Origin of the sequence: Sphingobacterium sp. BS-2, from assembly GCF_046161205.1 — a bacterium.
Classification (GTDB): Bacteria; Bacteroidota; Bacteroidia; order Sphingobacteriales; family Sphingobacteriaceae; genus Sphingobacterium; species Sphingobacterium mizutaii.
Genome location: NZ_JBIXGO010000018.1, coordinates 132,604 through 159,475 on the forward strand (window position 1 = coordinate 132,604; position 26,872 = coordinate 159,475).

At 39.5% G+C, this 26,872-nt stretch carries 23 protein-coding genes; 16 read left to right on the plus strand and 7 right to left on the minus strand.

Annotation, left to right across the window (positions count from 1 at the left end; all coding sequences use genetic code 11):
- Positions 1-52 precede the first annotated feature (52 nt).
- Positions 53-1,474: a glycoside hydrolase family 125 protein gene (locus ACK2WI_RS10865; protein ID WP_409150782.1), complete on the plus strand. Its 1,422-nt coding sequence runs from the start codon at positions 53-55 to the stop codon at positions 1,472-1,474.
- Positions 1,475-1,536: 62 nt separating this feature from the next.
- On the opposite strand, the gene ACK2WI_RS10870 is transcribed toward ACK2WI_RS10865, so the two are convergent.
- Positions 1,537-2,394, minus strand: a complete 858-nt coding sequence (locus ACK2WI_RS10870; RefSeq protein WP_409150784.1) for a hypothetical protein — start codon at positions 2,392-2,394, stop codon at positions 1,537-1,539.
- A gap of 308 nt (positions 2,395-2,702) precedes the next feature.
- On the opposite strand from ACK2WI_RS10870, the gene murI reads away from it, so the two are divergent.
- Positions 2,703-3,527: a glutamate racemase gene (gene murI / locus ACK2WI_RS10875; RefSeq protein ID WP_409150786.1), complete on the plus strand. Its 825-nt coding sequence runs from the start codon at positions 2,703-2,705 to the stop codon at positions 3,525-3,527.
- An 80-nt stretch (positions 3,528-3,607) separates the two neighbouring features.
- Positions 3,608-4,354 carry a hypothetical protein gene (locus tag ACK2WI_RS10880; RefSeq protein WP_409150787.1) on the plus strand — a complete coding sequence of 249 codons (747 nt, stop codon included), beginning with the start codon at positions 3,608-3,610 and terminating at the stop codon, positions 4,352-4,354.
- A 29-nt stretch (positions 4,355-4,383) separates the two neighbouring features.
- Here the strand turns inward: ACK2WI_RS10880 and ACK2WI_RS10885 are convergent, their stop codons facing one another.
- Positions 4,384-4,809, minus strand: coding sequence for a SufE family protein (locus tag ACK2WI_RS10885; RefSeq protein ID WP_409150789.1), 426 nt, complete (start codon positions 4,807-4,809; stop codon positions 4,384-4,386).
- 6 nt (positions 4,810-4,815) lie between these two features.
- Complete coding sequence (locus ACK2WI_RS10890; RefSeq protein WP_409150791.1) at positions 4,816-6,039, minus strand: aminotransferase class V-fold PLP-dependent enzyme; 1,224 nt, start codon at positions 6,037-6,039, stop codon at positions 4,816-4,818.
- Positions 6,040-6,193: 154 nt separating this feature from the next.
- Between ACK2WI_RS10890 and ACK2WI_RS10895 the strand changes: the two genes are divergently transcribed.
- Positions 6,194-7,186, plus strand: a complete 993-nt coding sequence (locus ACK2WI_RS10895) for an acyl-ACP desaturase (RefSeq protein WP_093098203.1) — start codon at positions 6,194-6,196, stop codon at positions 7,184-7,186.
- A gap of 1,926 nt (positions 7,187-9,112) precedes the next feature.
- On the plus strand, positions 9,113-9,997 hold the full coding sequence (locus ACK2WI_RS10900; protein WP_409150793.1) for an AraC family transcriptional regulator: 885 nt from the start codon (positions 9,113-9,115) through the stop codon (positions 9,995-9,997).
- A gap of 7 nt (positions 9,998-10,004) precedes the next feature.
- Here the strand turns inward: ACK2WI_RS10900 and ACK2WI_RS10905 are convergent, their stop codons facing one another.
- Entirely contained in the window at positions 10,005-11,015 is a 1,011-nt protein-coding gene (locus ACK2WI_RS10905; protein ID WP_409150794.1) for a zinc-binding alcohol dehydrogenase family protein, read from the minus strand.
- Between the two features lie 396 nt (positions 11,016-11,411).
- Here ACK2WI_RS10905 and ACK2WI_RS10910 point away from each other — a divergent pair, with 396 nt between their 5' ends.
- From ACK2WI_RS10910 to rodA, 11 genes are all read left to right on the plus strand, one after another.
- Positions 11,412-11,849 (plus strand): MarR family winged helix-turn-helix transcriptional regulator, encoded by a 438-nt coding sequence (locus ACK2WI_RS10910; RefSeq protein ID WP_409150795.1) that lies wholly within the window; start codon positions 11,412-11,414, stop codon positions 11,847-11,849.
- Positions 11,850-11,855: 6 nt separating this feature from the next.
- Positions 11,856-12,860: an NAD(P)/FAD-dependent oxidoreductase gene (locus ACK2WI_RS10915; protein WP_312698357.1), complete on the plus strand. Its 1,005-nt coding sequence runs from the start codon at positions 11,856-11,858 to the stop codon at positions 12,858-12,860.
- Positions 12,861-12,862: 2 nt separating this feature from the next.
- Positions 12,863-13,192, plus strand: a complete 330-nt coding sequence (locus ACK2WI_RS10920; protein ID WP_093098213.1) for a 2Fe-2S iron-sulfur cluster-binding protein — start codon at positions 12,863-12,865, stop codon at positions 13,190-13,192.
- A gap of 187 nt (positions 13,193-13,379) precedes the next feature.
- The gene (locus ACK2WI_RS10925; protein ID WP_093098215.1) at positions 13,380-14,696 is read left to right on the plus strand and encodes an NAD(P)/FAD-dependent oxidoreductase; all 1,317 of its coding nucleotides are present in this window, start codon (positions 13,380-13,382) and stop codon (positions 14,694-14,696) included.
- Positions 14,697-15,048: 352 nt separating this feature from the next.
- A complete protein-coding gene (locus tag ACK2WI_RS10930; RefSeq protein WP_409150798.1) occupies positions 15,049-16,716 on the plus strand; it encodes a helix-hairpin-helix domain-containing protein in 1,668 nt (555 codons plus the stop codon).
- 20 nt (positions 16,717-16,736) lie between these two features.
- Positions 16,737-18,398, plus strand: a complete 1,662-nt coding sequence (locus ACK2WI_RS10935) for a M1 family metallopeptidase (RefSeq protein ID WP_409150800.1) — start codon at positions 16,737-16,739, stop codon at positions 18,396-18,398.
- A gap of 150 nt (positions 18,399-18,548) precedes the next feature.
- Positions 18,549-19,571, plus strand: a complete 1,023-nt coding sequence (locus ACK2WI_RS10940; protein WP_093098220.1) for a rod shape-determining protein — start codon at positions 18,549-18,551, stop codon at positions 19,569-19,571.
- A gap of 81 nt (positions 19,572-19,652) precedes the next feature.
- A complete protein-coding gene (gene mreC / locus ACK2WI_RS10945) occupies positions 19,653-20,489 on the plus strand; it encodes a rod shape-determining protein MreC (RefSeq protein WP_093098222.1) in 837 nt (278 codons plus the stop codon).
- Positions 20,482-21,009: a rod shape-determining protein MreD gene (gene mreD / locus ACK2WI_RS10950; RefSeq protein ID WP_093098223.1), complete on the plus strand. Its 528-nt coding sequence runs from the start codon at positions 20,482-20,484 to the stop codon at positions 21,007-21,009. Before mreC ends, mreD begins: the two co-directional genes overlap by 8 nt.
- 19 nt (positions 21,010-21,028) lie before the next feature.
- On the plus strand, positions 21,029-23,005 hold the full coding sequence (gene mrdA / locus ACK2WI_RS10955) for a penicillin-binding protein 2 (RefSeq protein WP_409150802.1): 1,977 nt from the start codon (positions 21,029-21,031) through the stop codon (positions 23,003-23,005).
- On the plus strand, positions 22,998-24,266 hold the full coding sequence (gene rodA, locus ACK2WI_RS10960) for a rod shape-determining protein RodA (protein WP_093098227.1): 1,269 nt from the start codon (positions 22,998-23,000) through the stop codon (positions 24,264-24,266). Before mrdA ends, rodA begins: the two co-directional genes overlap by 8 nt.
- Here rodA and ACK2WI_RS10965 read toward each other — a convergent pair whose 3' ends face one another.
- From ACK2WI_RS10965 to ACK2WI_RS10975, 3 genes are read right to left on the minus strand one after another with little or no spacing between them, the layout of a single operon-like run.
- Positions 24,267-25,121, minus strand: a complete 855-nt coding sequence (locus ACK2WI_RS10965) for a nucleoside phosphorylase (protein WP_409150803.1) — start codon at positions 25,119-25,121, stop codon at positions 24,267-24,269.
- A complete protein-coding gene (locus tag ACK2WI_RS10970; protein ID WP_409150805.1) occupies positions 25,118-25,735 on the minus strand; it encodes an IMPACT family protein in 618 nt (205 codons plus the stop codon). The genes ACK2WI_RS10965 and ACK2WI_RS10970 overlap by 4 nt, the downstream gene beginning before the upstream one ends.
- Positions 25,732-26,586 (minus strand): EamA family transporter, encoded by an 855-nt coding sequence (locus tag ACK2WI_RS10975; protein ID WP_409150806.1) that lies wholly within the window; start codon positions 26,584-26,586, stop codon positions 25,732-25,734. The genes ACK2WI_RS10970 and ACK2WI_RS10975 overlap by 4 nt, the downstream gene beginning before the upstream one ends.
- Between the last annotated feature and the right edge of the window lie 286 nt (positions 26,587-26,872).

Genomic DNA, 26,872 nt, shown 5'->3' on the forward strand with positions numbered 1-26,872 from the left:
TACAATTTGTATATTGCTACCTAATTAATTGTAAAACTATTCTATTAAAAATATGAAGCGTAGAACTTTTCTTCAAAATTCTGCCTTATTGGGCGCAGGAATGCTAGCTAGCAAGTTCTCTTTTGCTGAGGGAATCAATGACTTTCCTGTGGTCCGTACTCCGGTAGACAAACGCCATTTCAGCAGTAAGTTGGTGGAAGGCATGATCAAGGAATTCCAGAAAAATGTAGCCGATAAGGAATTAGGTTGGATGTTCAACAACTGCCTTCCCAATACCTTGGACACAACCGTATATGATGAATCTAAAGGCGATAGAAAATTGACTTATGTCATCACGGGTGACATCGATGCGATGTGGCTTCGCGACAGTAGTGCACAGGTATGGCCCTACATTCAGTTTGTCAATAAGGACAAAGATCTAAAAAACATGATCCTGGGTTTGATCAACAAACAATCCGAATGTATCAATATCGACCCTTATGCCAATGCATTTTATAATGACCCGACCAAAAAAGGGGAATGGTTTACTGATCACACCGACATGAAACCAGGAATGCATGAACGAAAATGGGAGATCGACTCACTTTGCTACCCTATCCGTCTTGCTTATCGATATTGGAAGGAAACAAATGACAAAACCCCATTTGATGACACCTGGGTTAAAGCACAAGAAGCAACTTTAAGAACTTTTAAAGAACAACAACGTAAAAATGGCTTAGGACCCTATAAGTTTGAAAGAACCACATCTAGAGGTTCCGACACCCTACAGGTCGATGGATATGGGTACCCTGTAAACCCAGTTGGCTTGATCGTTTCCAGCTTCCGTCCTTCCGATGACTGTAGTATCTTCGGGTTCTTGATCCCTTCTAATCTCTTTGCCATTGTCAGCCTTCGTCAGTCTGCCGAAATCCTTCGCAAGGTTAAAAACAATACTACCTTAGCTTCGGAAATGGAAGCCCTTGCCAACGAAGTTGAAGCAGCTGTCAAGCAATATGGCATTATAGACCATCCTACCCATGGCCGTGTTTATGCATTTGAAGTGGATGGATTTGGTAGTTACTTGATGATGGATGATGCCAATGTACCAAGTTTATTGGCTCTTCCCTATTTAGGTGCAGTAGATGTAAATGATGAAGTGTACCAAAGAACAAGAAACTTTATCCTATCCGACAAAAACCCATTCTTCTTTAAGGGAAAATTTGCTGAAGGAATCGGTGGGCCACATATCGGCCGCGATATGATTTGGCCAATGTCCATCATCATGCGCGCAAATACATCAAACAATGATGAAGAAATTCGTCAGTGTGTGCAAACTTTAAAGAAAACGCATGGGGGAACAGGCTTTATGCATGAATCTTTCCATAAAGATGATCCTAAAAAATTCACCCGTCACTGGTTCGCATGGACCAATACTTTATTTGGCGAATTGATGTGGAAACTCTACAAAGAAAAACCAGAGCTTTTAAAAGCATAACAAGATAAAAGCCCTCAAAATTAAAGTTTTGAGGGCTTTTTTATTTTCAAGTATCAGGTAATCTAACTTCTTGGCTCTGCTATTACAACGTGATATATATCAGTAGAAATCTTAGGATCCTGACTTGGCGAAGCCAATAAAACGATATTATTTTTTGCCGTTTGCCAAATCTTCACTGGATAGTAATTAGCCTCCAAGGGATTTTTAAAAAGCTCTTTATATTTTCCAATGAGATTAGATTTTTTAACATCACCTGTATAATCAAATTGACTTTCTCCAAAATTCGTATTGATGCATTTTGTTAATGCATTGTAGGACAACTCGGAATATTCGTCTCCCAAGGTACCTCTGCCCAAACCAAATTCTAGTCTAGCAAATGGTTTATCACCAGTAATATTACTTTTTAGATTAAAATGTTCTTTACTAAAAGTATTATTTGAACTGTAAAACTCTGTATCCTTTCCATCCTTCCAATTTATTCCTAAGAAGTCTTTTGAGTTTTTAACAAGAAATTCTACCGAATCTCTTCTTACAACGGCGTTATCCTTAAAAGCTGATAAATATAGAGTGTAGGTCCCTGGTATGGAAAATGCAAAACCGACCTTTACAGTTACTGATGCTTTAGTTTTGGATTCGAAATACATCTTTGGAATTTCCCAATGAACAGAATCAAATATTCCCATATATGAAATTCCAACTTCAAAAGGATCAGCTTTCTCGCCTTCTAAACCCAGAAAAGCATCCACATTTTCGAATAGACTCAGATTCGACTTATTTGCATTGATGGTAATTTTCGGATATTCTACAGATGGTTTGGGCTCTGGCTCTGGTTCAGGTTTAGGATCTGGTTTAATCTCATTCTTTGAACATGATGCCAACATTGCTACAACGGCAATTACGGATAGTGTGAATTTTTTCATAACGAATAAATGGAATAGTTAATAATTACTTCTACAGTCAAATACCGATCTAAATATCAATGTATCTCACTAACAAAATGACCAATTTTATTTCGATTGGTTTAAATAAATCTGTAAATTTAATATTGAGTTAACATTGCCAGCAGAACGCGATTTGTGTTAACGGAAAAAATCAGACTTTGCAGAGTATTTTTCGTCAAGATGTCAACGAAGCGAATACAAATTATCTGCAACAATTTCTGCAATCATTTGCAATTGAAAACAGAATCTGCAACCTTTGTATCAATTTTTAAGAAAGCAAATTATTCATGTCTGCACAAAACAATCCCGGTCCTATTGGCATTTTTGATTCTGGTTATGGCGGTCTCACAGTTTTCAAGGAGATCCATAAGCATCTACCAGATTACGATTACATCTATTTAGGAGACAATGCAAGGGTTCCATACGGTACACGATCGTTTGAGACAGTTTATGAATATACTAAAGAATGTGTTTTCAAATTATTCGAATTGGGTTGCAATCTGATAATCCTGGCCTGCAATACTGCATCCGCCAAAGCCTTAAGAACCATTCAGCAGCATGACCTTCCCGAAGGCAAAAAAGTACTTGGTGTTATCCGTCCAACCTCTGAGGTCGTTAATGAATTTACAAAAAGCAATAAAGTAGGCATCTTGGCTACCCAAGGAACGGTAAACTCCAATTCTTACGTCCTTGAAATCAATAAATTTCATCCACAGATCGAAGTATTCCAACATGCTTGTCCATTCTGGGTTCCTTTAGTTGAAAACAACGAACTGGAAAGCGAAGGTGCAAATTTCTTCGTACAACAGGACATTCAACAATTGATTGCCAATTCACCGGAAATAGACACCATCTTATTAGCATGTACCCACTATCCTTTGCTACTACCATTGATCGAGAAATATACTCCAAAGGGGATCAATATTATTTCTCAAGGAAAATTGGTGGCTGAAAGCTTGGTCGATTACTTAAAGAGACATCCTGAAGTCGAAGAGAAATGCTCAAAATCAAGATCGCTTCAATTCTTTACTACAGATGACCCAGATGATTTCAACCAGAAGGCCGAAATTTTCTTTGGTAAAAAAATCAGCTCCAAGTTTATCAAGGTTTAAAACTCATCTTGCGTTAAATTAAGTTAATAATCTAAAAGCTAACCTTTTACTCTTTATTTTTAGGTATAAACTATGCCTAAATGAGAATCCTCCTGCTTTTTCTTCTGGTCCTATGGGGAACACTTGCCCAAGCCCAAACCGTCAATGGTATCCTTAGAGATTCAGAGACAGGAAGGATCGTGGTCAGGGCAAAGGTAAAAAGCAGTATTGCGGAAGCTTTTACCGATCAGCAAGGAAAATTCTCAATCAGGGTTATGCAGCGGGACAGTCTTTTTTTCTATCATCAAGGCTATCAAGTATTGAAGATTAACCTTTACATGGACCAGCCGCAAAAAGATTTATCCATTATTTCTTTAAAACCGAGTTATATAGCCATTGAAGAAGTAAAGGTTGAAGGAAAAACCAAGCAAAACGATTCCACTCAAATCAAAATCGACCTGGGCATCCCAAAAACCCCTAAATTTCGGCAAGTTATCTTAGGTAGAGCGGATATGTCGGGCAATCCAAGAGGTTTCTTGGCAAATGGAAGTACGGCAAGGTTGTTTACCATAGATTTGCTAGCGGTCAAGAGAATGCTTTTTAAGAGCAAAGTAAAAGTTCCTTTAGAAGAACAATTGGAGGCTGATGAGTACAGCATACAATATATCGACATGACATTCACAAAGGAATTAATCGAAGAAATGACCGGACTTAAAGGCGATCAGGCTATAATCTTCCAAAACACCTATAGACCAAGCTATGAAGATTTTTCTAAAATGTCAGATTACGAACTCCGTGCCTATATCAAAAACCGATTTGAAGAATATAAATCAATAACCCAAAAATAAAAAAGCTGCCCGAGGGCAGCTTTTGTTTCTTATGATACTTTGGCCTGTAAGGCTAAGCCATATAATTTCATCTGTTTGACCATGGAAAGCAATCCATTTGCCCTAGTCGGAGAAAGGTGCTCTTTTAATCCAATCTGATCGATAAAATAAAGGTCAGCATCCGCAATTTCTTTTGGACCATGCCCTGATAGTACTTTTACCATGAGACTTACCAAACCTTTAGTGATGACCGCATCAGAATCAGCGGTAAAATATAATTTTCCATCATCTTTCAATTCAGGGACCAACCAAACTTTGGACTGGCATCCTTTGATGATATATTGATCTTGTCTGTTGGATTCATCAATCAATGGCAGTTCTTTCCCTAATTGGATGATGAGCTCGTATTTCTCCATCCAATCTTGATAAAAGGAAAAATCCTCAATCAATTCATCCTGTATTTCATTAATCGTCATAATCTTTTATACTAACATGGCAACAGCTCTCTTCACTCCTGCTACCAATGCGTCGATTTCTTCTTTCGTGTTATAAACCGCTAAACTTGCCCTTACTGTTCCAGGAATATGGAACTGCTCCATGACAGGTTGAGCACAGTGATGCCCTGTACGAACCGCGATGCCTAGTTTATCCAATAGCACACCGATATCGTATGGATGGGTACCTTCTACAACAAAGGAAATCACAGATGATTTCTCTTTTGCTGTTCCGATAAACTTGATGCCCTCCACCTCTTTAAGCCTTTCCGTGGCATAAGCCAACAATTCATCCTCATACTTCTTGATTTTATCCAAGCCCAAATGGTTGATATAATCAATTGCTGCATTTAAGGCAATTCCAGCTTCTATATTTGGGGTACCAGCTTCAAACTTAAATGGAAGTTCATTGTAAGTGGTTTTCTCAAAGGTCACATCCTTGATCATATCCCCACCACCTTGGTATGGAGGCATCTTATTCAACCATTCTTCCTTACCGTACAATACACCAACACCAGTTGGGCCGTACATCTTATGTCCAGAAAAAACCAAGAAATCTACATCCAGTTCCTGAACATCGATTTTAATATGCTGAACAGCCTGTGCCGCATCAATCAAAACCGGGATATTTTGGGCATGCGCCAATTCGATGATTTCTTTGACAGGGTTAATGGTTCCTAATGCATTTGAAACATAATTCACAGAAACGATTTTGGTTTTAGGACCCAGCAAGGATTTATAGGCATCCATATCCAATTCACCAACTTCTGTCATCGGAATCACTTTCAAGGAAGCACCCTTCGCTTCACAGATCATCTGCCAAGGCACAATATTAGAATGGTGCTCCATAGCCGAAATAATGACCTCATCCCCCGCAGAAATAAATTCTTGCCCAAAACAGGTCGCCACTAGGTTAATGCTGTCTGTTGTTCCTTTGGTAATAATGATTTCATAATCATGCTTGGCATGTATGAATTCCTGAACCTTCCTACGAGTCACCTCAAAGGCATCCGTGGAAATCTGACTTAGGTAGTGAACTCCACGATGAACATTGCTGTTCATATCGGTATAATAGTTTAGGATGGCGTCAATGACAGCTTTGGGCTTCTGCGTTGTTGCACCATTATCTAAATAGACCAAAGGCTTCCCGTTTACCTCACGTTTCAAAATCGGGAAATCTTCTCTTATCGCTTTGATGTCTAATGTATTCAATTCTAACTAATTTTAATTAACACACAAAGTTAAGATATAATAAAACATATCGGGCATCAATAAAGTTATTTATAAGTAATAATCCATTTGGAGGTTTGAAATATTGAAATATTAAATTATTATTAAGAGCAGATTGACTACCTTTGTTATAATTATGCAAGAACTACCTTTAAACATACCAGAAGGCTCAAGAAAAGAGGTTATGACCTACTTGGAACCCTTCATGCTCAATGAAATGTCCGAGTATCTAAAACCTGTTGAAGATATGTGGCAACCAGCAGATTTCCTGCCTGATTCCGCAAGAGACACTTTTTTTGAGGAAGTCCGTGATTTACAGGAAAGCGCTAAGGAATTACCTTACGACTTAGTAGCCGTGCTAATTGGCGATACAGTTACCGAAGAAGCATTACCAACCTATGAGTCTTGGTTGACGATGGTAGAAGATGTCAACAAAAACGAACAAGGTGGCTGGATGAGATGGGTTCGCGCATGGACCGCAGAAGAAAACCGTCACGGTGACCTGCTAAACAAATACCTTTATCTATCAGGTAGAATTGACATGAAACAATTCGAGATCTCAGTTCAATACCTGATCAAGGATGGCTTCGACATCGGTACTGGTGCCGATCCATACAGAAACTTTATATATACCTCTTTTCAGGAATTAGCAACGAATGTTTCACACAGACGTGTAGCTGCCCTTTCTAAAAAGAGTGGTGATAAATTACTTGCAAAAATGTGTGGTGTAATTGCTTCGGATGAGGCAAGACATGCCAAAGCCTATATGTCCTTTATTTCTCATGCCATGGTCGTTGACCCAAGCGAAGTAATGATTGCTTTTGAAGACATGATGAAGAAAAAGATCGTGATGCCGGCACACTTCTTAAGAGAATCTGGAGAACCCCAAGGTGGAGCTTTCGCCCATTTCTCAGATGCCGCTCAAAGATTAGGTGTCTATACAGCAGTTGACTATGTGGATATTTTAAAAGAATTGATCAACGATTGGAAAATCGACCAAGTTTCCGGATTAAATGAACAAGGAGAAAAAGCTCGCGACTATCTAATGCGCCTTCCAGATCGCTTATTACGCCTGGCAGACCGCATGAAAGTCCCAGAAAAACAATATAATTTCAAGTGGATCTATTAAGCCCTTGATTGAATAACCCAAAAGAGACCGCAAATTGCGGTCTCTTTTGGGTTTAGAGATTTGAACCAGGATGCCCTTCGGCTCCGCTCAGGGGACGAGGATAAGAGGATGGACCAAGATCATTTTGGCAATATGACGCTGGAAATTCCCCAGTACTGTAGGGGCTTATTGCATAAGCCCGCTTCATATTTGAATAATTAATAGGTTTGCATTGGCGTAATTTCTTGCATCTTCGGTTTCCACCACAGTTCATTCTGACGAAGGAAGAATCTCGGAACCATGCAAAACATAATTCCATTGCCGTACAGGCCCTCAATCTTCGGTTTCCACCACGTTCATTCTGACGAAGGAAGAATCTCGGAGGAATTTTACAGACATAATCAATTATGGATTGCAATGGTGTACAGGTTCTCAATCTTCGATTGAGAATGACAAGGTCATGAGGGGAAAAACCGTACAGATTCTTCACTATTCGTTCAGAATTGGAAATGCGTTAAAGAGAGATTGAGAGCACAGCGAAGAATCTATTTTTGTTTTTTTAGGAGGTTGGGGTAATTCCGAAATCGCAAGATGAGGAAACTATTTAAAAGAAAGGATAGTTCCGAGACCCTTCGGCGGTGCCCTACCAATGAACATGTTTGTTAAATCTGTGTTTCTAGGTATTTAGCCCTATATTTCCTCTCCAGAAGAATATTTTTTACTCGCCATACATCCCCAGCGGGGATGAATTATTTTAGCATGGATGGTAAACTATAAAGGGGTAATGCAAAAACGATGTTCGATTAATCGAACATCGTTTTTGCGCGACTTCCAGGCTAGCGTACCATGCCAGCAAAAATAATGGAACCCCAAATGGGGTTCTATATTAAAAAAACAATAGAGCTAACAGTTTTTCATTGCTAACATGCTGTCATCACCTTCTGATAAATTTAGCCCAAATTTTTTCTTCTACCAATGACACAAAAAACTTTAACTTAATAACATTTCCCGATGGGGTTCATCTGAATAGTTGAAAAACATTGGTTTTTATTGTACACTTCCGATTCTGAACGATCAGTGAAGAATCTGTACGGTTCTTTTTAAAAATATCCTCGTCATTCTTTACCGAAGGTAAAGGACCTGTTCGCCAATAAATCCATGGATGTAATTATTTTTGAAGGTTCGTATTTCTCCGTGATGCTTCGTTCCTCAGCATGACACAAAAAACTAACCATAATGACATTGCCCGATGGGGGTTTGGCAATGCAAACATTTATCCTTCCGAAGGAAGCCCTTTAGCCTCCGGCTCATTTCCAGTGGCGGAAAAATGGATAGAATGCCGTCGACCTGTGCGATGGGATTGCTAAAATAATTCTGCCCTTCTGGGGCAGTTTAACGCAAAAAAACATTCTTCCCCTGTGACATCCGAAATCGTAAGATGAGGAAACTATTTAAATGAAAGGATAGTTCCGAGACCCTTCTGGAAACCATCAGGGTGACACGCAAGGTTAAAAAAATATCCCAACCACGCTGTGGGTTCCCAGCTCATACAAACACCATCCTTCCGAAGGAAGCCCTTTAGCACCCGGCTCATTTCCAGTGGCGGAAAAATGGATAGAATGCCGTCGACCTGTGCGATGGGATTGGCCTTGGAATGCTTTCAGAGGATCATCCCATCAAAAGGGATGATGGTCTGAAAGATATTCCCGACAACAAGGCATTCTATCCATGTGCGGTTGATCGTGCGAAAAGCCACCTTAAATGAGCCGAAGCGTTTACGGATTCGATTTGTTTTTGCTATCCCAGAGTTCCTTCATCGGCTTTTGGTTAATTTGGGCTCCAAAAGTAACACAGTCCCTATCTTATTTATTACAGAGATTATTTGAATTCCCTTTTCCAATTGCTTAATTTCATGGCACATTACCTGGAATCACATAACACTAAAAAATGAAGCCCAAATTTGACCGCATATTAAGTCAACTTGATAATGAAGTGTACAAATTTCGACACTTTAGCGATCAATTATTTTCCACAAACTTCCATTTTCACAAGGAAATCCAGGTCAATTATATCCAAGAAGGTTCAGGGCAACGGGTTATCGGAGATAATATCTCCAACTTTGAAAAGGATGAACTAACGCTTTTGGGCTCTAATCTGCCACATGTATGGTATTCCAATCCTGCCAATCATTTGGAGGGTAAAAAAGCCATTTCCATAACCCTTTTCATTGATGTCGACAAGTGTTTGTCCCTTTTGGAGCCTTTGCAAGAAACACATTCCATCCGGAATTTCTTCAACCGAATGGATCGAGGGGTCATGTTTCTCGGGAAAACGAAAAAGGAATTGACCAAATTACTCTTTGCCATCAATGAGGCCGAAGACCTGCAAAGGACGATCTATTTCTTACAGCTTTTAGACCGCCTGATCAAGGCCGAAGATTTCCAATATATTTCGAGCTCTTCCTATAGAAATCGCTATTCATCACAAGAATTCAAAGGTAATCAGGTGGATCATATTATCCGTTTTGTCATCGAGAATTATAACAAAGAAATCAAACTGGATGAGGCAGCGGAGATGGCCAATATGACCAAACAAGCCTTTTGCCGCTTTTTCAAAGCAAGAACCCAAAAAAGCTTTATCCAATTCGTGAACGAAACCCGAATCAGCATTGCTTGCCAAGAAATCATGAAAACTGACAATCTCATCAGTAACGTAGCTTATGATTGCGGTTTTTCTAGTCTTTCCAACTTCAATAAAATCTTTAAATCCATAAAAGGAACAACCCCAAGGCAGTTTAAAGAGAAAGTATCAGGTCGAAGGGAATCCTTATAATTTGAGATTAGAACTCTATAATAGCCTTGATAACCCTTTCTTTAGGATCTAAAAGATTTTGAAATCTATCCCTTAGATCTTCAAACGCGATCTTATGGGTTATAAAATGTTCCAAATTGACCTTCCTACCTTTCAAGAAGGATATTACCTCTTCAAAATCTTTTCGATTTGCATTTCTGCTACTCATCAGGGTTGCTTCACGTTTATGAAACTCGGGATGGTTAAACCCAATATCTCCTCCTTGCAAGCCAATCAAAATAAACTTCCCGGCATGAGCAAGGTACTGAAAACTAGAATTTATGGCCTCTAAATTACCACTGGCATCGAATACCACATTTGCCATCTCCCCTTTACTGAAATCCTTCAACTTTTCAAGAACCGAACCCGATTTGACATTATAGGTTTCAATGTTTTCTAACATTGCCTCAGCAACTTTCAGTCTATCATTGTTATTGTCCAACAACAAAACCTTTGCGCCTCTTTCTATTGCAAATATAGCGGTTGCAATTCCTATTGGTCCCGCTCCTACTATGACTGTGATTTCCGATGATTCCAATTGTGCTCGTTTTACAGCGTGCAATGCAATAGAAAATGGTTCTACCAAAGCTAATTCTTCAGTTCGTAAGCCCTCTCCACTCACTAATGAACTGTTAGGGACTTGGATCAATTCCTTCATCCCACCATCAATATGGACCCCAAAAACTTGCAGGGAAACGCAACAATTTTCTTTCCCCATTTGGCATGCAGCGCATTTTCCACAATTGAAATAAGGTGTTACCGTAACCGACTGACCCTTTTGGAATTCAGGATTACTAGTCTCTACGACTTCAGCAGCAATTTCATGACCTAAAACCCTGGGATAGCTAAAATAGGGCTGCGTTCCTTCAAAGGCGTGAAGGTCGGTCCCGCAGATCCCGATCGCCTTAACCTTTAACAAAGAAAAACCGGGATGAACCCTTTTACAGACCTCCTCTTTATACTCCAGTTTTCCAGGTTTATTACATACAATTATTTGCATTGATTTAGGATTTGATTCCATAAAATTAGATATGTTTGGGGAAGGATTATTGATCGATATTATCTTTATTTAAATAGATATTACCCATAAAAGAATTTATAAAAATCAAAAAATAAATAGTTCCATAAAATCTTGAACAAACTCTGACTCAAAAGATTTCAACCCAAATTTTCATTTTTTTCGATTCCACATTTGACCTTATTCGAGACATATTCGGAATTTTCCGAATATGTCTCGAACATGGTCAAACTGAGGTTCGAAGCATTTTCATCAGGAGCGCCAAAACAAAACCGAATTTTGGAATTTCATCAATCATAATAATCATGTAATATTTAAGCCTAAATTCTTTGATCTGTCAAATATTGAGTAAATTTACTTGTTGTACTAATAGTTGTTATGCTAAAAGAAAAATTCAATCAGTATTCCTTAATCCTAGACCGTACGGCTAGAAGGGTAAAACAGTTTGCGCAGGCTTCTTTTTCCACTCATGGAATAGACCTGACGGTGGATCAATGGTCGGTGATAAAGACGCTCTATGAGCATCAGGACCTCACCCATAAGGATCTTTCCGAGAAATGTGGAAAAGACCAACCAACGATGACCAGGATCGTCGATCTGTTATTGAAGAAAGGCTATGTACATCGCGTAGTGCATCCTAATGACCGCAGAAGTCTGCATATCCAATTGACTGAGGCGGGACAAAAGCAAGCTAAAAGTTTAGCACCCCTCGTAAAGGATTTTAGGATGAAGGCATGGGAGAATTTGACAGAAGAGGATTTCGAAAATTTCACGAGAATATTAAACACAATTTATAATAATCTAGAAACTAAATAAAAAGGTATGATTACGACAGATATTTGCATAATTGGAGCAGGACCAGTAGGTCTATTCGCTGTATTTGAAGCTGGTCTTTTAAAAATGCGTTGTCATTTGATTGACGTATTGCCACAAGTTGGAGGTCAGCTATCGGAAATCTATCCACACAAACCAATCTATGACATCCCGGGTTATCCAAGTATTACTGCCCAGGAACTGATCAACAACCAAATGCAACAGATTGAACCTTTCAAGCCAACCTTTACTTTGGGGGAACGCGTGGATGGTTTACAAAAACAGGATGATGGATCCTATGTGGTTGTCGGTTCCGAAGGAACACAGATCCATTGCCAAGTGGTGGTAATCGCCGGTGGCTTAGGCTGTTTCGAACCTAGAAAGCCGGAGATGGAAAACCTGAGCAATTTTGAGGGCAAAAATGTGCATTACATGGTCAGAAATCCGGAAAAATTCCGGGATCAGCGCATCGTCATTGCGGGCGGTGGTGATTCGGCTCTGGACTGGACCATCTTTTTGAGCGATGTCGCAAAAGAAGTGACATTGGTGCATCGAAGTGACAATTTCAGAGGTGCTCCTGATTCAGCAGAGAAGGTTTTCAACTTAGCGAAAAGTGGCAAGATCAATTTATTACTTTCCCATAACTTACAGAGCCTCAACGGCAATGGCCATTTAGAATCTGTACTTATGACAAACAAAAGCAAAGAGGAGATTGTTGTTCAAACAGATCATTTCATCCCACTTTATGGATTGAGTCCCAAATTAGGACCGATTGCAGATTGGGGATTAAACATTGATAAGAATGCCATTGAGGTGGATACATTTGATTATTCGACCAATGTGGAGCGGATTTATGCCATCGGTGATATCAACACCTATCCGGGAAAATTAAAACTGATCTTATGTGGTTACCATGAAGCAGCATTAATGGTCCAAAGTGCCTTTAAGTATGTTTATCCGGAGCAAAAATTAAGTTTTAAATATACGACAGTAAACGGTATCAATGCGTTCTAATTATGGAGAATATCATCACAATTAATGTTGAAGATCGAGATGGGACTAGGCAGGAAGTGCAGGTCCCTACGGATGTTAACTTGAGCTTGATGGAAATCCTGAAAGCTTCGGAATACGATATATTGGCGACCTGTGGCGGTATGGCACTTTGTGCAACCTGCCATGTAGAGGTAATATCCGGTGCAGAAAACTTAACGCAAGCGGAGGATCAAGAGCTAGATATGTTGGATACCTTACCCGATGCAGACGACAATAGCAGGTTGGCTTGTCAGCTTAGGTTGACCGATATGAATAATGGTTTGACCATAAAAATTAAAGGCAGTTTACAATAAGCCCCAATATAGTGTACTTACTACACTTAGTTCGCTATATTTAACTTATTGAAAACAAAGAGAATAGCACGAGTTTAAACATCAATTTCATGTTTTATCTAAATAAAATGCAAATTATTGATAAAATATGCAGGAAAATGTCAGATATTTGTGCCTTATTTTAAAATTCTTATAACAAGGAAGTATTATGTTACTAAATCGTTCTGAAAGAAACTTTCCCCGAGTTATCATCATTGGAGCTGGATTCGGAGGTGTGGAATTAGCTCGACAGCTGAAAAACAAAGAGGTGGAAGTTCTGTTGATAGACCGTAACAACTACCACACCTTTCAACCCCTGATGTACCAAGTAGCGACCGGTACCTTAGCGTCTGATTCTATTTCATTTCCATTGCGTAAGATGTTCAAGAACCAAAAGAACTTTCGTTTCAGATTGGCGGAGGTATTGAGCATTGACAGCAAAAATAAAATGGTACATACATCGGTTGCCGATTATGATTATGATTACCTCGTAATCGCAACTGGGGCGACTTCCAACTTCTTTGGAAACAAACAGGTTGAGAAATATGCTTTGCCGATGAAGAACATCATTGAGGCATTGAATATCCGTAGTTATCTCCTTCAAAACCTTGAGGAAGCGGTCCTTAGAAAGAATGCATCTGATAGGGAGCGTTATTTAAATTTCGTTGTTGTAGGTGGTGGTCCGACAGGAGTTGAACTTTCTGGCGCGATTGCAGAATATCAACAGCACATGTTGAAAAAGGACTATCCAGAATTATCGACCTATGAGATGAAAGTCTTCTTGGTTGAAGGAACTGGAAAGATCTTGGGAGCACTTTCTGAAAAATCATCTCGCGATGCCGAAAGATACCTACATGAACTAGGTGTAAAAACCATTTTGAACACGGTCGTTACGGATTACGATGGAAACACCGTAACCCTTTCTTCAGGAGAAAAGATCCCTACCAAAACGGTTATTTGGGGAGCAGGTGTGATGGGGCAAATGCCGGAAGGTATCAATCCCGAGATTATCCAACGTGGTAACCGCATCAAAACCAACGAACAATGTATCGTGGATGGCGAAGAAGTGGTTTATGCCATTGGCGACGTTTCTGCAATGATCTCTGAAGAAAACCCTAGAGGTTTACCGGGTGTTGCTCCAGTGGCTCAGCAGCAAGGGAAATATGTTGCAAAGCATATCCTAAACAAACTGAACAACCAAGAAACAGAGAACTTTAAATACTTTGATAAAGGTTCCATGGCTACCGTAGGTAGAAATCGTGCGGTTGTGGATATGGGAAGCTTGCACTTAAAAGGATTTATCGCATGGATGACCTGGATGTTTGTCCACTTGGTATCGATCTTTGGATTTAGGAACCGTTTGGTCACATTCGTAAACTGGTCAATCAAGTTCCTGACCAAGAACTCAGGAATCCGTCTGATTATCCATAAGTATATCCGACCACAATCTGAACCCACCGTTCAGGAAGAAGTAACACAGCATTAAAACAAACTATAATATTTTAGAAGAGGTTGACCAAAAGTCAACCTTTTTTTGTGAAAGTTACTGTTTGAACCAGTATGGGGTTCGACAGGCTCACCCCTACCGTTAAAAAATGTTAACTATCCCCTCCCTTTGTACGAAATAAAATCCAGTGGCGTTATAGTATTAAAGAAAAGCAAAAGAGTAATAAGAGTATATAATTTCATAATTTAGGTTAATAATTGGTTTGGTAAAAATCCTGAGCTTCCCCAGCTCAGGATTTTTTATTGAAATGGTTTTTAAGTCCCTTGAATATGGTCCGATGTTCAATTCAATTTCCTATTTTTGATATCCCCATAAAAGAAAGAAGGAAATCATGACAAATAAAGAGATAGCTAAGGTTTTTAAATTGTGTTCGCAATTGATGGAGTTGTACAACGAGAATCCATTTAGGACAAAAGCAATGGCCTCAGCATCTTTTCGGATCGACAAACTACCATTTGCTGCGAGCCAATCTGATTTGGAAACCCTAAGTGAACAACCTAATATCGGGAAGAGCACCGCTGAGAAAATCATGCAAGTCATTACTACGGGAACTTTTCCAGACTTGGAAAAACTCCTTGCTAAAACTCCAGAGGGTATTTTGGAGATGCTTAAAATCAAAGGATTGGGTCCCAAGAAAATACAGATTATCTGGAATGACCTAGAAATTGAATCGGTCGGTGAATTATACTATGCTTGCAATGAAAATAGATTGATTGAAGCCAAAGGTTTCGGTCTGAAAACCCAGGAGGATATTAAAAAAGCGATCGAATTTTCAATCGCAAACCAAGGATGGTTCTTATATGCCAAGGTTATGCCATCAGCGCTTGAGGTCATTCAGCACTTGGAGAAAACTCTACCCCTGGCTCCAATCAGTTTCACTGGAGACTACCGTAGGAAATCGGAAGTATTGCAGCATGTGCAAATTCTTATCGCCGCAGAACCTAGCCAAGTTTATCAAGCTATCAAAAGTCTGGAATACGAATTTGACATCAATAAGGAGAACCAAAGAATCAGCTTCAAGGATCAAAATGGAATTCCATTTGAGGTATTGACCTGCGGAGTAGATGAATACGCCAAGAACCTTTTGATCAGTACCGGCTCGGAGGAACATATCAAACAATTGGAAGAAATCGCCGAAATCCAAAACCTAGACTCTGAAAATGAAATTTATCGTTCATTAGGTTTAGCCTATATCGAACCTGAATTAAGGGAAAGTGGAAATGTGATCGAACTGGCAAAAGAAAACAAACTTCCTGAACTGATCACTTATGCTGACCTTAAAGGTTCACTGCACAACCACTCCACCTACAGCGATGGTGTCCATTCTTTGAAAGATATGGCCTTGTATTGCAAGGAAGAGTTAGGATTGGAATATTTGGGGATTTGCGACCACTCCAAAACAGCAGTTTATGCTAATGGACTGAGTCTGGAAAGGCTGGAACAGCAATGGATAGAAATTGATGAACTGAACAAAAAATTGGCTCCTTTTAAAATCTTTAAAGGTATTGAGTCAGATATTCTTTCAGATGGATCATTGGACTATCCTGATGAAATCTTAGCAAAGTTTGATTTTGTGGTGGCTTCAATCCATAGCAATCTGAAAATGGACCAGGACAAAGCAACAGACCGTATTATCAAGGCAATTGAAAATCCGTATACTACAATTTTAGGACATCCAACAGGAAGACTTTTGTTATCAAGGGCTGGCTATCCCCTGGATTTCAAAAAGGTTATCGATGCCTGTGCTGCTAATAAGGTCGTTATTGAAATAAATGCAAACCCATTACGATTAGACCTTGACTGGAGATGGCATCAATATGCATTAGAAAAAGGGGTACTTTTATCCATCAATCCAGATGCCCACAGAAAAGAAGGCTTTTTGGACATGGAATATGGAGTTTATGTTGGCAGAAAGGGTGGTTTGACCAAAGAGATGTGCTTAAATGCATTTGACCTAGAGAAGATCGAAACCTACTTTAACAACAGAAAGAAAATTTAAACAACCTTTATTAAACCGTTATGATAAGAACAAAATCAATTTTCCTCGGCATGTTATTGTGTGCTGCTAGCTATTCAGCAGAAGCACAATTAATGAAGGCCAAGGAAATGTATAGCAAAGCAGATTCATTACGTGGAGAATTGACTGCATTGCGCACCTGTTATGATATCCAATACTACCATTTGGATGTCAAAGTGGACATAGACAACAAGTTTATTTCAGGGAGCAACCTGTTTAAGTTCGAGGCTGTAGACCGCTTTAATAAATTACAGTTTGACCTATTCGACAACCTATCGGTAGATAAGGTAGAATATAAAGGCAAAAGCCTTCCCTTTACAAGGGAATACAATGCCGTATTTGTTGATTTCCCAGAGTATATAGAAAAAGGAAAGGTTGATTCCTTTACAGTTCATTATTCGGGAAATCCAATCCAGGCAACCAGGGCACCTTGGGATGGAGGTTTTGACTGGAAAAAGGACAGCAATGGAAAACCTTGGGTTGCTACGGCATGCCAAGGCTTGGGAGCTAGCGTTTGGTGGCCCAACAAAGACCATCAATCGGATGAGGTAAAGAGTATGTTGATTTCGGTGGCTGTTCCAAATGGGGTCATGAATGTTTCCAATGGAAGATTGGTCAAAACAGAGAAACTGAAAAATGGATATACCAAATATCATTGGAAGGTAGAAAACCCGATCAACAATTATAATGTGGCCCTTAACATTGGAGATTACACGCATTTCAAAGAAACCTATGCTGGAGAAAAAGGCCCATTATCGGTTGATTACTATGTTTTAAAAGAAAACGCAGGCAAGATCGATCACCTAAAAAAGAATGCGAATGAGACTCTAAAGGCATTTGAGCATTGGTTTGGACCTTACCCATTTTATGAGGACGGGTATAAGCTTGTGGAAACGGCGCATTTAGGAATGGAGCATCAGAGCGCTGTTGCCTATGGCAATAAATATCAAAATGGATATTTAGGCAGAGATGGATCGAGAACAGGTTGGGGTCTGAAATGGGATTTTATTGTGGTCCATGAATCAGGGCATGAGTGGTTTGGCAACAACATCACCTCCAATGACCTTGCGGACATGTGGATCCACGAAAGCTTCACCAATTATTCGGAAGCCTTATTTATCGATTTCTTTTATGGAAAGGAAGCAAGCCAAGCCTATGTTAATGGTAACCGTCGCGGCATCCAAAACGACAGTCCTATCCAAGGACCATACAACGTAAATAAAGAAGGTTCAGGAGACATGTACAACAAGGGCGGCGTATTGCATAACATGATCCGGACCATGATCGATGATGACGATAAGTGGCGGAATATCCTACGCGGATTAAATAAGGAGTTTTACCATCAGACCGTTGATTATGGAGATATCGTAAGTTATATGAGCAAGGAGTCTGGCATTAAGCTCGACAAGACCTTTGAACAGTTTGTACAGACAAAAAGTATCCCGACTTTAGAGGTCATCGAGAATAGTCCTGGCGTGTTTATGATTCGCTGGATATCAGAAGTTAAAGACTTTCAAATGCCGGTCCATATATTCGACAAGGACGGAAAAAGGCTTCGGATAGACCCTACAGACAAATTTAAGGTGATGAAGCTGGATGGATTAACAAAGGACAACTTCAAAGTGGATACTTATAATTATTATATTGGGACTTCAATACAATAAAACAAGCCTATTTTCGTTCACAATATCATATTTAAAAATTTGAATATTTTCGTCGACAAAAGATGTTTTTTTATAAATATTGCTTTCATAAAAAACCATTTTTTTTCATTAGGTTTGCAATTAAATTACAAATAATACTTACACATCTAAATGGGGCTTTTTAATTGGTTTACGCAAGAAGTTGCAATAGACTTGGGAACAGCTAACACCCTAATCATTCACAATGATAAAGTAGTAGTAGATGAACCCTCAATCGTAGCATTTGACCGCACAACAAATAAGGTGATCGCAATCGGTCGTCAGGCAATGCAAATGGAGGGTAAAACTCACGACAACATAAAAACGGTAAGACCATTGCGAGATGGTGTGATCGCAGACTTTACGGCTGCCGAGCACTTGATCCGCGGTATGGTTAAACTGATTAACAAAGGTAAGAGTTGGTTTTTCCCATCCTTACGCATGGTTGTATGTATTCCATCGGGCATAACTGAGGTTGAGAAACGTGCCGTTCGCGATTCAGCAGAAATTGCTGGGGCGAAGGAGGTTTATTTGATCCATGAACCTATGGCAGCGGCTGTGGGTATCGGTATCGATGTGGAAGAGCCGGTAGGAAACATGATCATTGATATCGGTGGTGGTACCACTGAGATTGCGGTTATTGCCCTATCAGGAATTGTTTGTGACCAATCTATCCGTGTTGCGGGAGATAACTTTGATTCAGATATTGTTCAATATATTCGTCGTCAGCACAACATCATGATTGGAGACCGTACCGCGGAAAAAATCAAGATTGAAGTTGGCGCTGCATTACCAGAATTAACAGATCCACCAGAGGATTTTGCCGTTCAAGGACGCGACCTAATGACTGGTATCCCTAAACAAATCACTGTATCTTATACAGAGATTGCACATTGTTTAGATAAATCAATTTCCAAAATTGAAGAGGCGATTTTGAAAGCATTGGAGATTACTCCGCCAGAATTGTCTGCTGATATCTATCAAACTGGTATCTATTTGACAGGTGGGGGTGCCTTACTTCGCGGATTGGACAAACGTATTCAAGCGAAAACTAAACTTCCTGTTCACGTTGCGGAAGACCCACTTCGTGCAGTAGTTAGAGGAACTGGGATTGCACTTAAAAACATCGGACGTTTTAAGTTCTTAATGCAATAACAAATAATTAAAAAAATTTATGATTACGCGATATAACGTTCCTATAATGTTATATCGCGTAACTATTAAAAGAGAACAATAATGAAGAACCTTTGGCTTTTCTTGGTTAGATATAATGCCTTTTTTTGGTTTATTCTCTTTTTTGTTGCCTCTCTACTATTGGTTGTCCAAAACAACAGATATCAACGTTCTGCCTTTATCAATTCTTCCAACGTAGTCGTGGGCTCGTTTTATGACAAGTTGAATTCTTGGAAAAGTTATTTGGCTCTGGAAGAAACCAACAAAAACCTGGCACTGGAAAACTCGGAGCTTAGGAAACAACTTCAACATTATCTTTTGACGGATACCTTGGACTCTGTTCAGATCAATGATTCTATCGATATGAACAGGTATCAGTTCACTATGGCAGAGGTCGTAAACAACAGTGTTCATCAGAAAAGCAATTTTATTACCATCAATAAAGGTTCATTGGCCGGCATCCAGAAAGGATTAGGTGTAATCACCTCCAACGGGGTTGTAGGAATTGTATTGAACGTCTCCCCTCATTTCAGCACCATACAATCATTATTGCATCCGGATACTCGAGTTTCTGTGACCCTGGATACGACCAATGTTTTTGGTTCATTGGTCTGGGGGAATACGACCGACCCGCAGTTTGCTATCGTAAAAGATATTCCAAACCATCTTAAAGTACAAAAAGGACAGAAAGTATATACCTCCGGGTTTTCATTATTCCCGAAAGGAATTGAAATTGGCTCTGTGGAGGAAACAGGAATAAGTTCAGGAGGATCTTTCTTGGACATCAAGATTAAATTGAGGACGAATTTCAGTAACCTCAACCATGTCTATGTGGTGAAGGACCTGCTGGAGAATGAAAAAAATGAATTGGAAGCAGTAACGGAGGATAATGATGGGTAAGGTTATAATTTTCAATATTATTCGATTTGTTGTATTGATTGCAATGCAAGTTGTACTATTCAAGAATATTGGATATTATAATTTGGCGACTCCATTTCCTTATATCTTGATTATCTTTTTATTGCCGATCGGTACACCAAACTTTGTCCTGTATGTATTGGCATTCCTAACTGGACTGACCGTTGATGCCTTTTATGATTCAATCGGTGTTCATGCTGCAGCCTGTGTAGCATTGACCTGGTACAGGATATTCTTCCATAGAATCACCTTGGACGTAGATGTCCAAGATTCTTTCGAAACACCTTCTTTAGGTAACATGGGTGCAAAATGGTTCCTTTCCTATATTTCAATCGGAACATTAATCCACCATTTCGTTCTCCTGCACGTAGAATATTTTAGTTTCTCAAACTATTTGAGCACACTACTGAGCATCTTACTAAGCAGTATTTTTACTATCTTGTTAATCATATTGATTAGTATACTTATTTACAAAAGAAAATCTCGCTTATTAAGTAATTAATAATTACGGTCTTATTCTCATGAACAATAGTTATTTCAACCGTAAGTTCGTTATTCAAGGAATCTTTATTGCTATTGCACTGGTTATTGTAGCAAGACTCTTCTATATACAAGTCATTGACGACAAATACCTTCTATCAGCCAACAACAACGTTATGCGGAAAAAGATCATCTATCCCGCCCGCGGTGTCATTTTAGATAGAAACGGTAAGGTCTTGGTGCAGAATGAACCTGTTTATGATATTATGGTTACCCCAAGGGAAGTCAAAGACCTTGACACCCTCTTGTTATGTGACCTATTAGGAATTGATACGGTAGATTTCAATGTGCGGATGAGAAAGGCGAAAGCACATTCGCCATATCGTGCCTCGCAATTTATGAAACAGGTATCATCGACAGTTTATGCCAAATTCCAAGAGCATTTATATAAATTCAGGGGCTTCTATCCCTTGAACCGTACGGTCCGTAGTTATCCCGATAGTATCGCTGCCCAGTTTTTGGGCTATATCCAGGAGGTTAACGAAAGAGACATCGAAAAATCAAACGGGTTTTATAGACCTGGGGACTATATTGGTGCATCTGGTGTTGAACGTGCCTATGAGGAACTTTTGAGGGGTAAACGCGGTGTAGAAAACCAAATGGTTGATGCCTTGAACCGGCCTCAAGGGAGTTTTATGGATGGGAAATATGACACTCTTGCTGTAACTGGTGATGGCTTGGTATCTTCGCTGGACAAGGACTTGCAAGTATTGGCTGAAAAGCTGATGAAAAACAAGTTAGGTTCTGTAGTAGCGATTGAACCTTCCACGGGCGAGATATTGAGTTTTGTAAGTAGTCCATCGTATAACCCAAATATGATGGTTGGGCGTGAATTAGGGAACAATTACATGAAATTGTTGAATGATGAAACCAAACCCATGTTTATTCGACCTATCCAAGCTTCATATCCACCAGGATCCGTTTTTAAAGTAGTTTCTGCTTTAACGGCTCAGCAAGCTGGAGTAATCAACGATCAAACCGTATTTTATTGCCCAGGTGGTTATCGTTATGGTGGTGGACGCGCCATAATGCGTTGTACCCACGTGGATGGAGCTACAGGATTGATAAAGTCCATCAAGATGTCCTGTAACACTTACTACGGTTATGTATATGCCAAAATGATCGATTCAAGAGGAATGAGTGGACCTAAAGCCTATGATTTATGGAAAGAGGCTTTGGGGAAATTTGGGCTGGGACATAAATTAGGCATCGATCTACCGGGTGAGAAACCGGGTTTAGTGCCTACTTCAGACTTTTATACCAAAAGGTACGGAAGCGGAAATTGGAGATCAAGTTTCAATATATCACTTTCCATTGGTCAAGGTGAATTAGGGATCACTCCTTTGCAGATGGCAAACATCATGGCCATTGTGGCAAATAGAGGCTTTTATTACCGTCCGCACTTAATCAAAGGGATTGGAGAAAAGCAGATTGTTAAAGAAGAGTTTACAGAGAAGATCTTTGCTGGTGTTGATGCCAGACATTATGAACCTGTGATCGAAGGGATGAGCCAAGCGGTGAACCAAGGCGGTACAGGTGCTGCTTCAAAAATTGCCGGCATCGAGATGTGTGGAAAAACAGGTACTGTTCAGAATCCGCACGGAGAGAACCACGCCGTTTTCTTTGCTTTTGCACCAAGAGATAATCCTAAAATTGCCATTGCTGTATTCGTCGAGAATGCTGGTTATGGTGGTACATGGGCTGCTCCAATTGCAAGTATGATGGTTGAAAAATATTTGAAAGACACGATTTCCTTACCTAAATACATTCAGGACAGGATCTATAATGGAAATCTATTGCCTAAGCCAAAAGTGAAGAAAGAGGAAAACATCAAAAAGGATAGTACAAAGAACACTAATAAGCCACAAACGGTACGTACGGCAGCAGTGGATCCGAAGAAAAAAACGGAGTCTGCCATATTAGTTCACCATAGCCAAGTGAGGAGAAACCATGAATAACCTACATAAGAAAAGCTTTTTCGGTAGAATTGATTGGTTGACCATTGGTTTGTGGTTGGCGCTGTGCTTGATTGGTTGGTTTAATATCCATGCCGCTGTGTATGACGCAGAGAACCCCGGTTTGTTCAATTTGGCAACCAACTACGGGAAGCAATCCATTTATATCTTTACTGCACTCATCATAGGTATCTGTATCTTGATCATTGATTCCCGGTTTTTTATATCCTCCGCACCCATAATCTATATAGTGGTCATCCTATTATTGGTGGCAGTATTGGTGGTAGGAAGGAATGTCGGTGGTAACCAAGCCTGGATTCCTCTAGGAAGTTTTAGGTTACAGCCTTCGGAGTTTGGGAAGCTAGCTACCTGTTTATTGTTGGCCTATTACCTAAGCAACCAGACGAATAAAAACCCCAATATGAAGACTTTATTCATAGGGGCTTGTATTGTTCTGTTTCCTGTCGCTTTGGTTATGTTGCAACCTGATACGGGTTCTGCCCTAGCCTTCTTTGCTTTAATTTTTGTTTTCTATAGAGAAGGATACGTGAGCACTGGATTATTGATAATTGGAGGCTTGGCGATATTCTTATTCGTCTTGGCTTTATTGGTCAACCAATGGCTCTTGATCGGAATATTGGCTTTGGTCTGTGGATTCTTTGCCTTTATGATGCGCAAGAAACGTAAGAACCTGATCAATATGGCGATTCTGTTTGTGGTCTCCAGCGTGTATGTTCTTTGCGTGGACTTTGCATACGAGCAAATCCTACAACCGCACCAAAGAAATCGGATCGATATTATCTTAGGCAAAATGGATGACCCCAAAGGTCAGGGTTATAACCTGAACCAATCAATGATTGCCATCGGTTCAGGTCAGCTTTTTGGAAAAGGATACCTGCAAGGTACCCAAACAAAATACAACTTCGTACCAGAACAAAGTACCGACTTTATCTTTTGTACGGTTGGTGAAGAATGGGGGTTTGTGGGTTCAGTGATATTAATTTCAATCTATGTTGCCCTGCTGGTGCGGCTGGTGAATATTGCCGAAAGACAAAGGACGGCATTTGCTAGAATCTATGCATATGGGGTAGCTTCTATCCTATTCTTCCACTTCTTTATCAACATTGGTATGACCATCGGAATCGTTCCGGTAATTGGTATCCCATTGCCATTTATTAGTTATGGGGGTTCTTCATTATGGTCGTTTACTATTTTGTTGTTTATCCTATTGAAATTTGACTCGACGAGGAAGGGGACTGGGTAATTATAGTCTTTCTATCACCAATCTTATAGCTTTATCAACTATCTCCTGTGGATTTTTACTAAAGGATTCACTTACACGGCTAGCTAGGATAGCATTGATGGAGATGGCGTGGTGCCCAAACATATTACTGAGGGCATAAATTCCTGCTGTTTCCATTTCTAGATTAGTGATGTTCCTTCCGGAAATTTCGAAGCTATTGGCATTCTTGATCAGGTCTGGATAGATATTATTCGACCTCACATTCCTTCCTTGTGGACCATAAAAGCCAGGAGCGGTCATGGTAATTCCCTTTGGCAGGTCGAATGCAAACTGATCCAATAGCTTTTGGGATGCCCTACCTACATAGGGTTTGAAAGTAAGGCTATCAAAATGTTTCACTACAGCATCCTGAAGTTGGACTTCGGGCTCTGTATAAGGTTTTCTATAGTATTGCATCAGGGTATCGAATCCTATGGCAAATTCAGAAGCAAGGACAGTACCCATGGAGATATTTCCTTGGATGGACCCTGAGGTTCCAATTCGGATAATATCAAGGGATTTGATTTCTGGTTTGAGGGTTTTGGTCTGGAAATCTACATTCACCAAGGCATCTAATTCATTCAGTACGATATCAATGTTATCCGTTCCGATCCCTGTAGAAATAACAGTGATTCTTTTCCCTTTAACAGAACCAGTATGGGTAATAAACTCTCGTCTTCCTTTTTTTATTTCTATATCATCGAAGTATTTGGAAACTTCAGGTACACGGTCAGGATCTCCGACGAAAATTACGGTATCAGCAATATCAGATGGCAATAAATTCAAATGGTAAATACTTCCATCGGAATTAATAATTAGTTCAGAATCGTTAATCATATGGTTCGAAAGTAATTGATCTCCACCCCCTCAATCTTCTCCATTCTCCCGATCACTTCATTTACCTGTAATTTACGTATTTCGAAGGTAATTTTACAATTCGTATCAAAATCTTGACTCAACACGATCAGATCTGTTTCCTTCACTATCCGCATCACATCATTCATCTGCAAATAATCAAACTTTAATTCATAGACATCATTTACGGTTTTCTCCACTATTTCAGCCTCAGCAAGAGCTTCTTGGGTAGCAGTTTTATAGGCATTGATCAAGCCGGGTACTCCTAAGAGGGTTCCGCCAAAATAGCGGACTACTACCACCAATATATTGGTGACATCCATAGAAAGTAGCACGTTCAATATAGGTCTTCCAGCTGTTCCTGAAGGCTCGCCGTCATCATTTACCCTAAATACAGCGCGATCTGGGCTGAGCCTATAAGCATAACAATGATGCCTTGCTTTAGGATGCATGGATTTCAGTTCAGCGATTATATCTTTTAGCTTAGATTCATCTTTGAATGGATAGGCATAAGCAATGAACTTGCTTCCTTTGTCCCTAAAAATCCCCTCGGATGGTTGTTCGATGGTTTGGTATGTATCTTCAAATAAACTCACAGCAATGCAATTAATAAAACTGAAATAATGGCCAAAAATAGCCCAATTTTATTGTAAACACTAAGTTTCTCCTTAAATAGTAGCACTCCTGCCATTGCCCCAACTGCGATGACCCCAATATTCATTCCTGTAAACACCAAGGATGGACTATCGGGCAATGCTTTATGGGCTTTCATGTAAAAGACAATATTTCCAAAATTGAAAATGCCTAAAACAGCTCCATAAAGGAGTGCTTTGGTATCAAATCTTTGTTTTTTGACAAACAAGAGGTAACCAAGAAAAAGCAAGGCAAAACCAAGTGCCAGCGTAAATACGATCCAAAGGGATGACATGTAGGTAATCTGGCTATTTAGGGCTATCTGTTTGAAAAGTATATCGATGATCCCCATTCCGAAGAATACCATTAAAGGATATATCCAAATTTGCTTGCCCTGTACCTGATCGTTCTTGTTCCATCCGATTGAAAATACGATAGCAAGCAATCCTACGGCAATCCCAATAAATTTATTGGCAGCGAATTCTTCATTCATCCAAAAGTATGCGGCAATCAAGGGAATAAATAGAGATAAGCGCTGTGCGACCTCTGTTTTTACAATCCCTCCATACCGGATAGAAAGTGCAAGACATATAAAAATAAAGGGAAGCAAGAATCCTAATGGGAGATAGATGCTCCAAGGGAGGTTGGAAGTCCAAGGAACAATTTGAGGTTTCAGGACTAGGTAGGTAAGGAAAAGTGCAATAGGGTAATTCCAGACCAGAAGTTGCAAGTAGTTCACTCCACGTTGCCTAGCCAATTTGATAATGATGGCAACAGTTACAGAACAGAGAACTGAAATGAGTATAAAATGCATTTGATATTATTCTTCGAAATCGTACAAATATATCCTTTTCTCCATTGCAAACAGAGCGTGAAAAAGACTAAGCAACAATAAATAATAGAAAAATCGACAGCTTATTGTTAAAAATCAGGAGATAAATGATATATTTTTTATTAAAAATTTGAATTAAAAAAGCATCTAATTTTTTAATGTTTTTAAGCTATTTTTTCATTGTTTTTTTCGATATTTTTTTTTGATATTTAATTGAAATAATAGCCATAAATGAATTATTAGGCATATTTACAAAATTATCACTCTA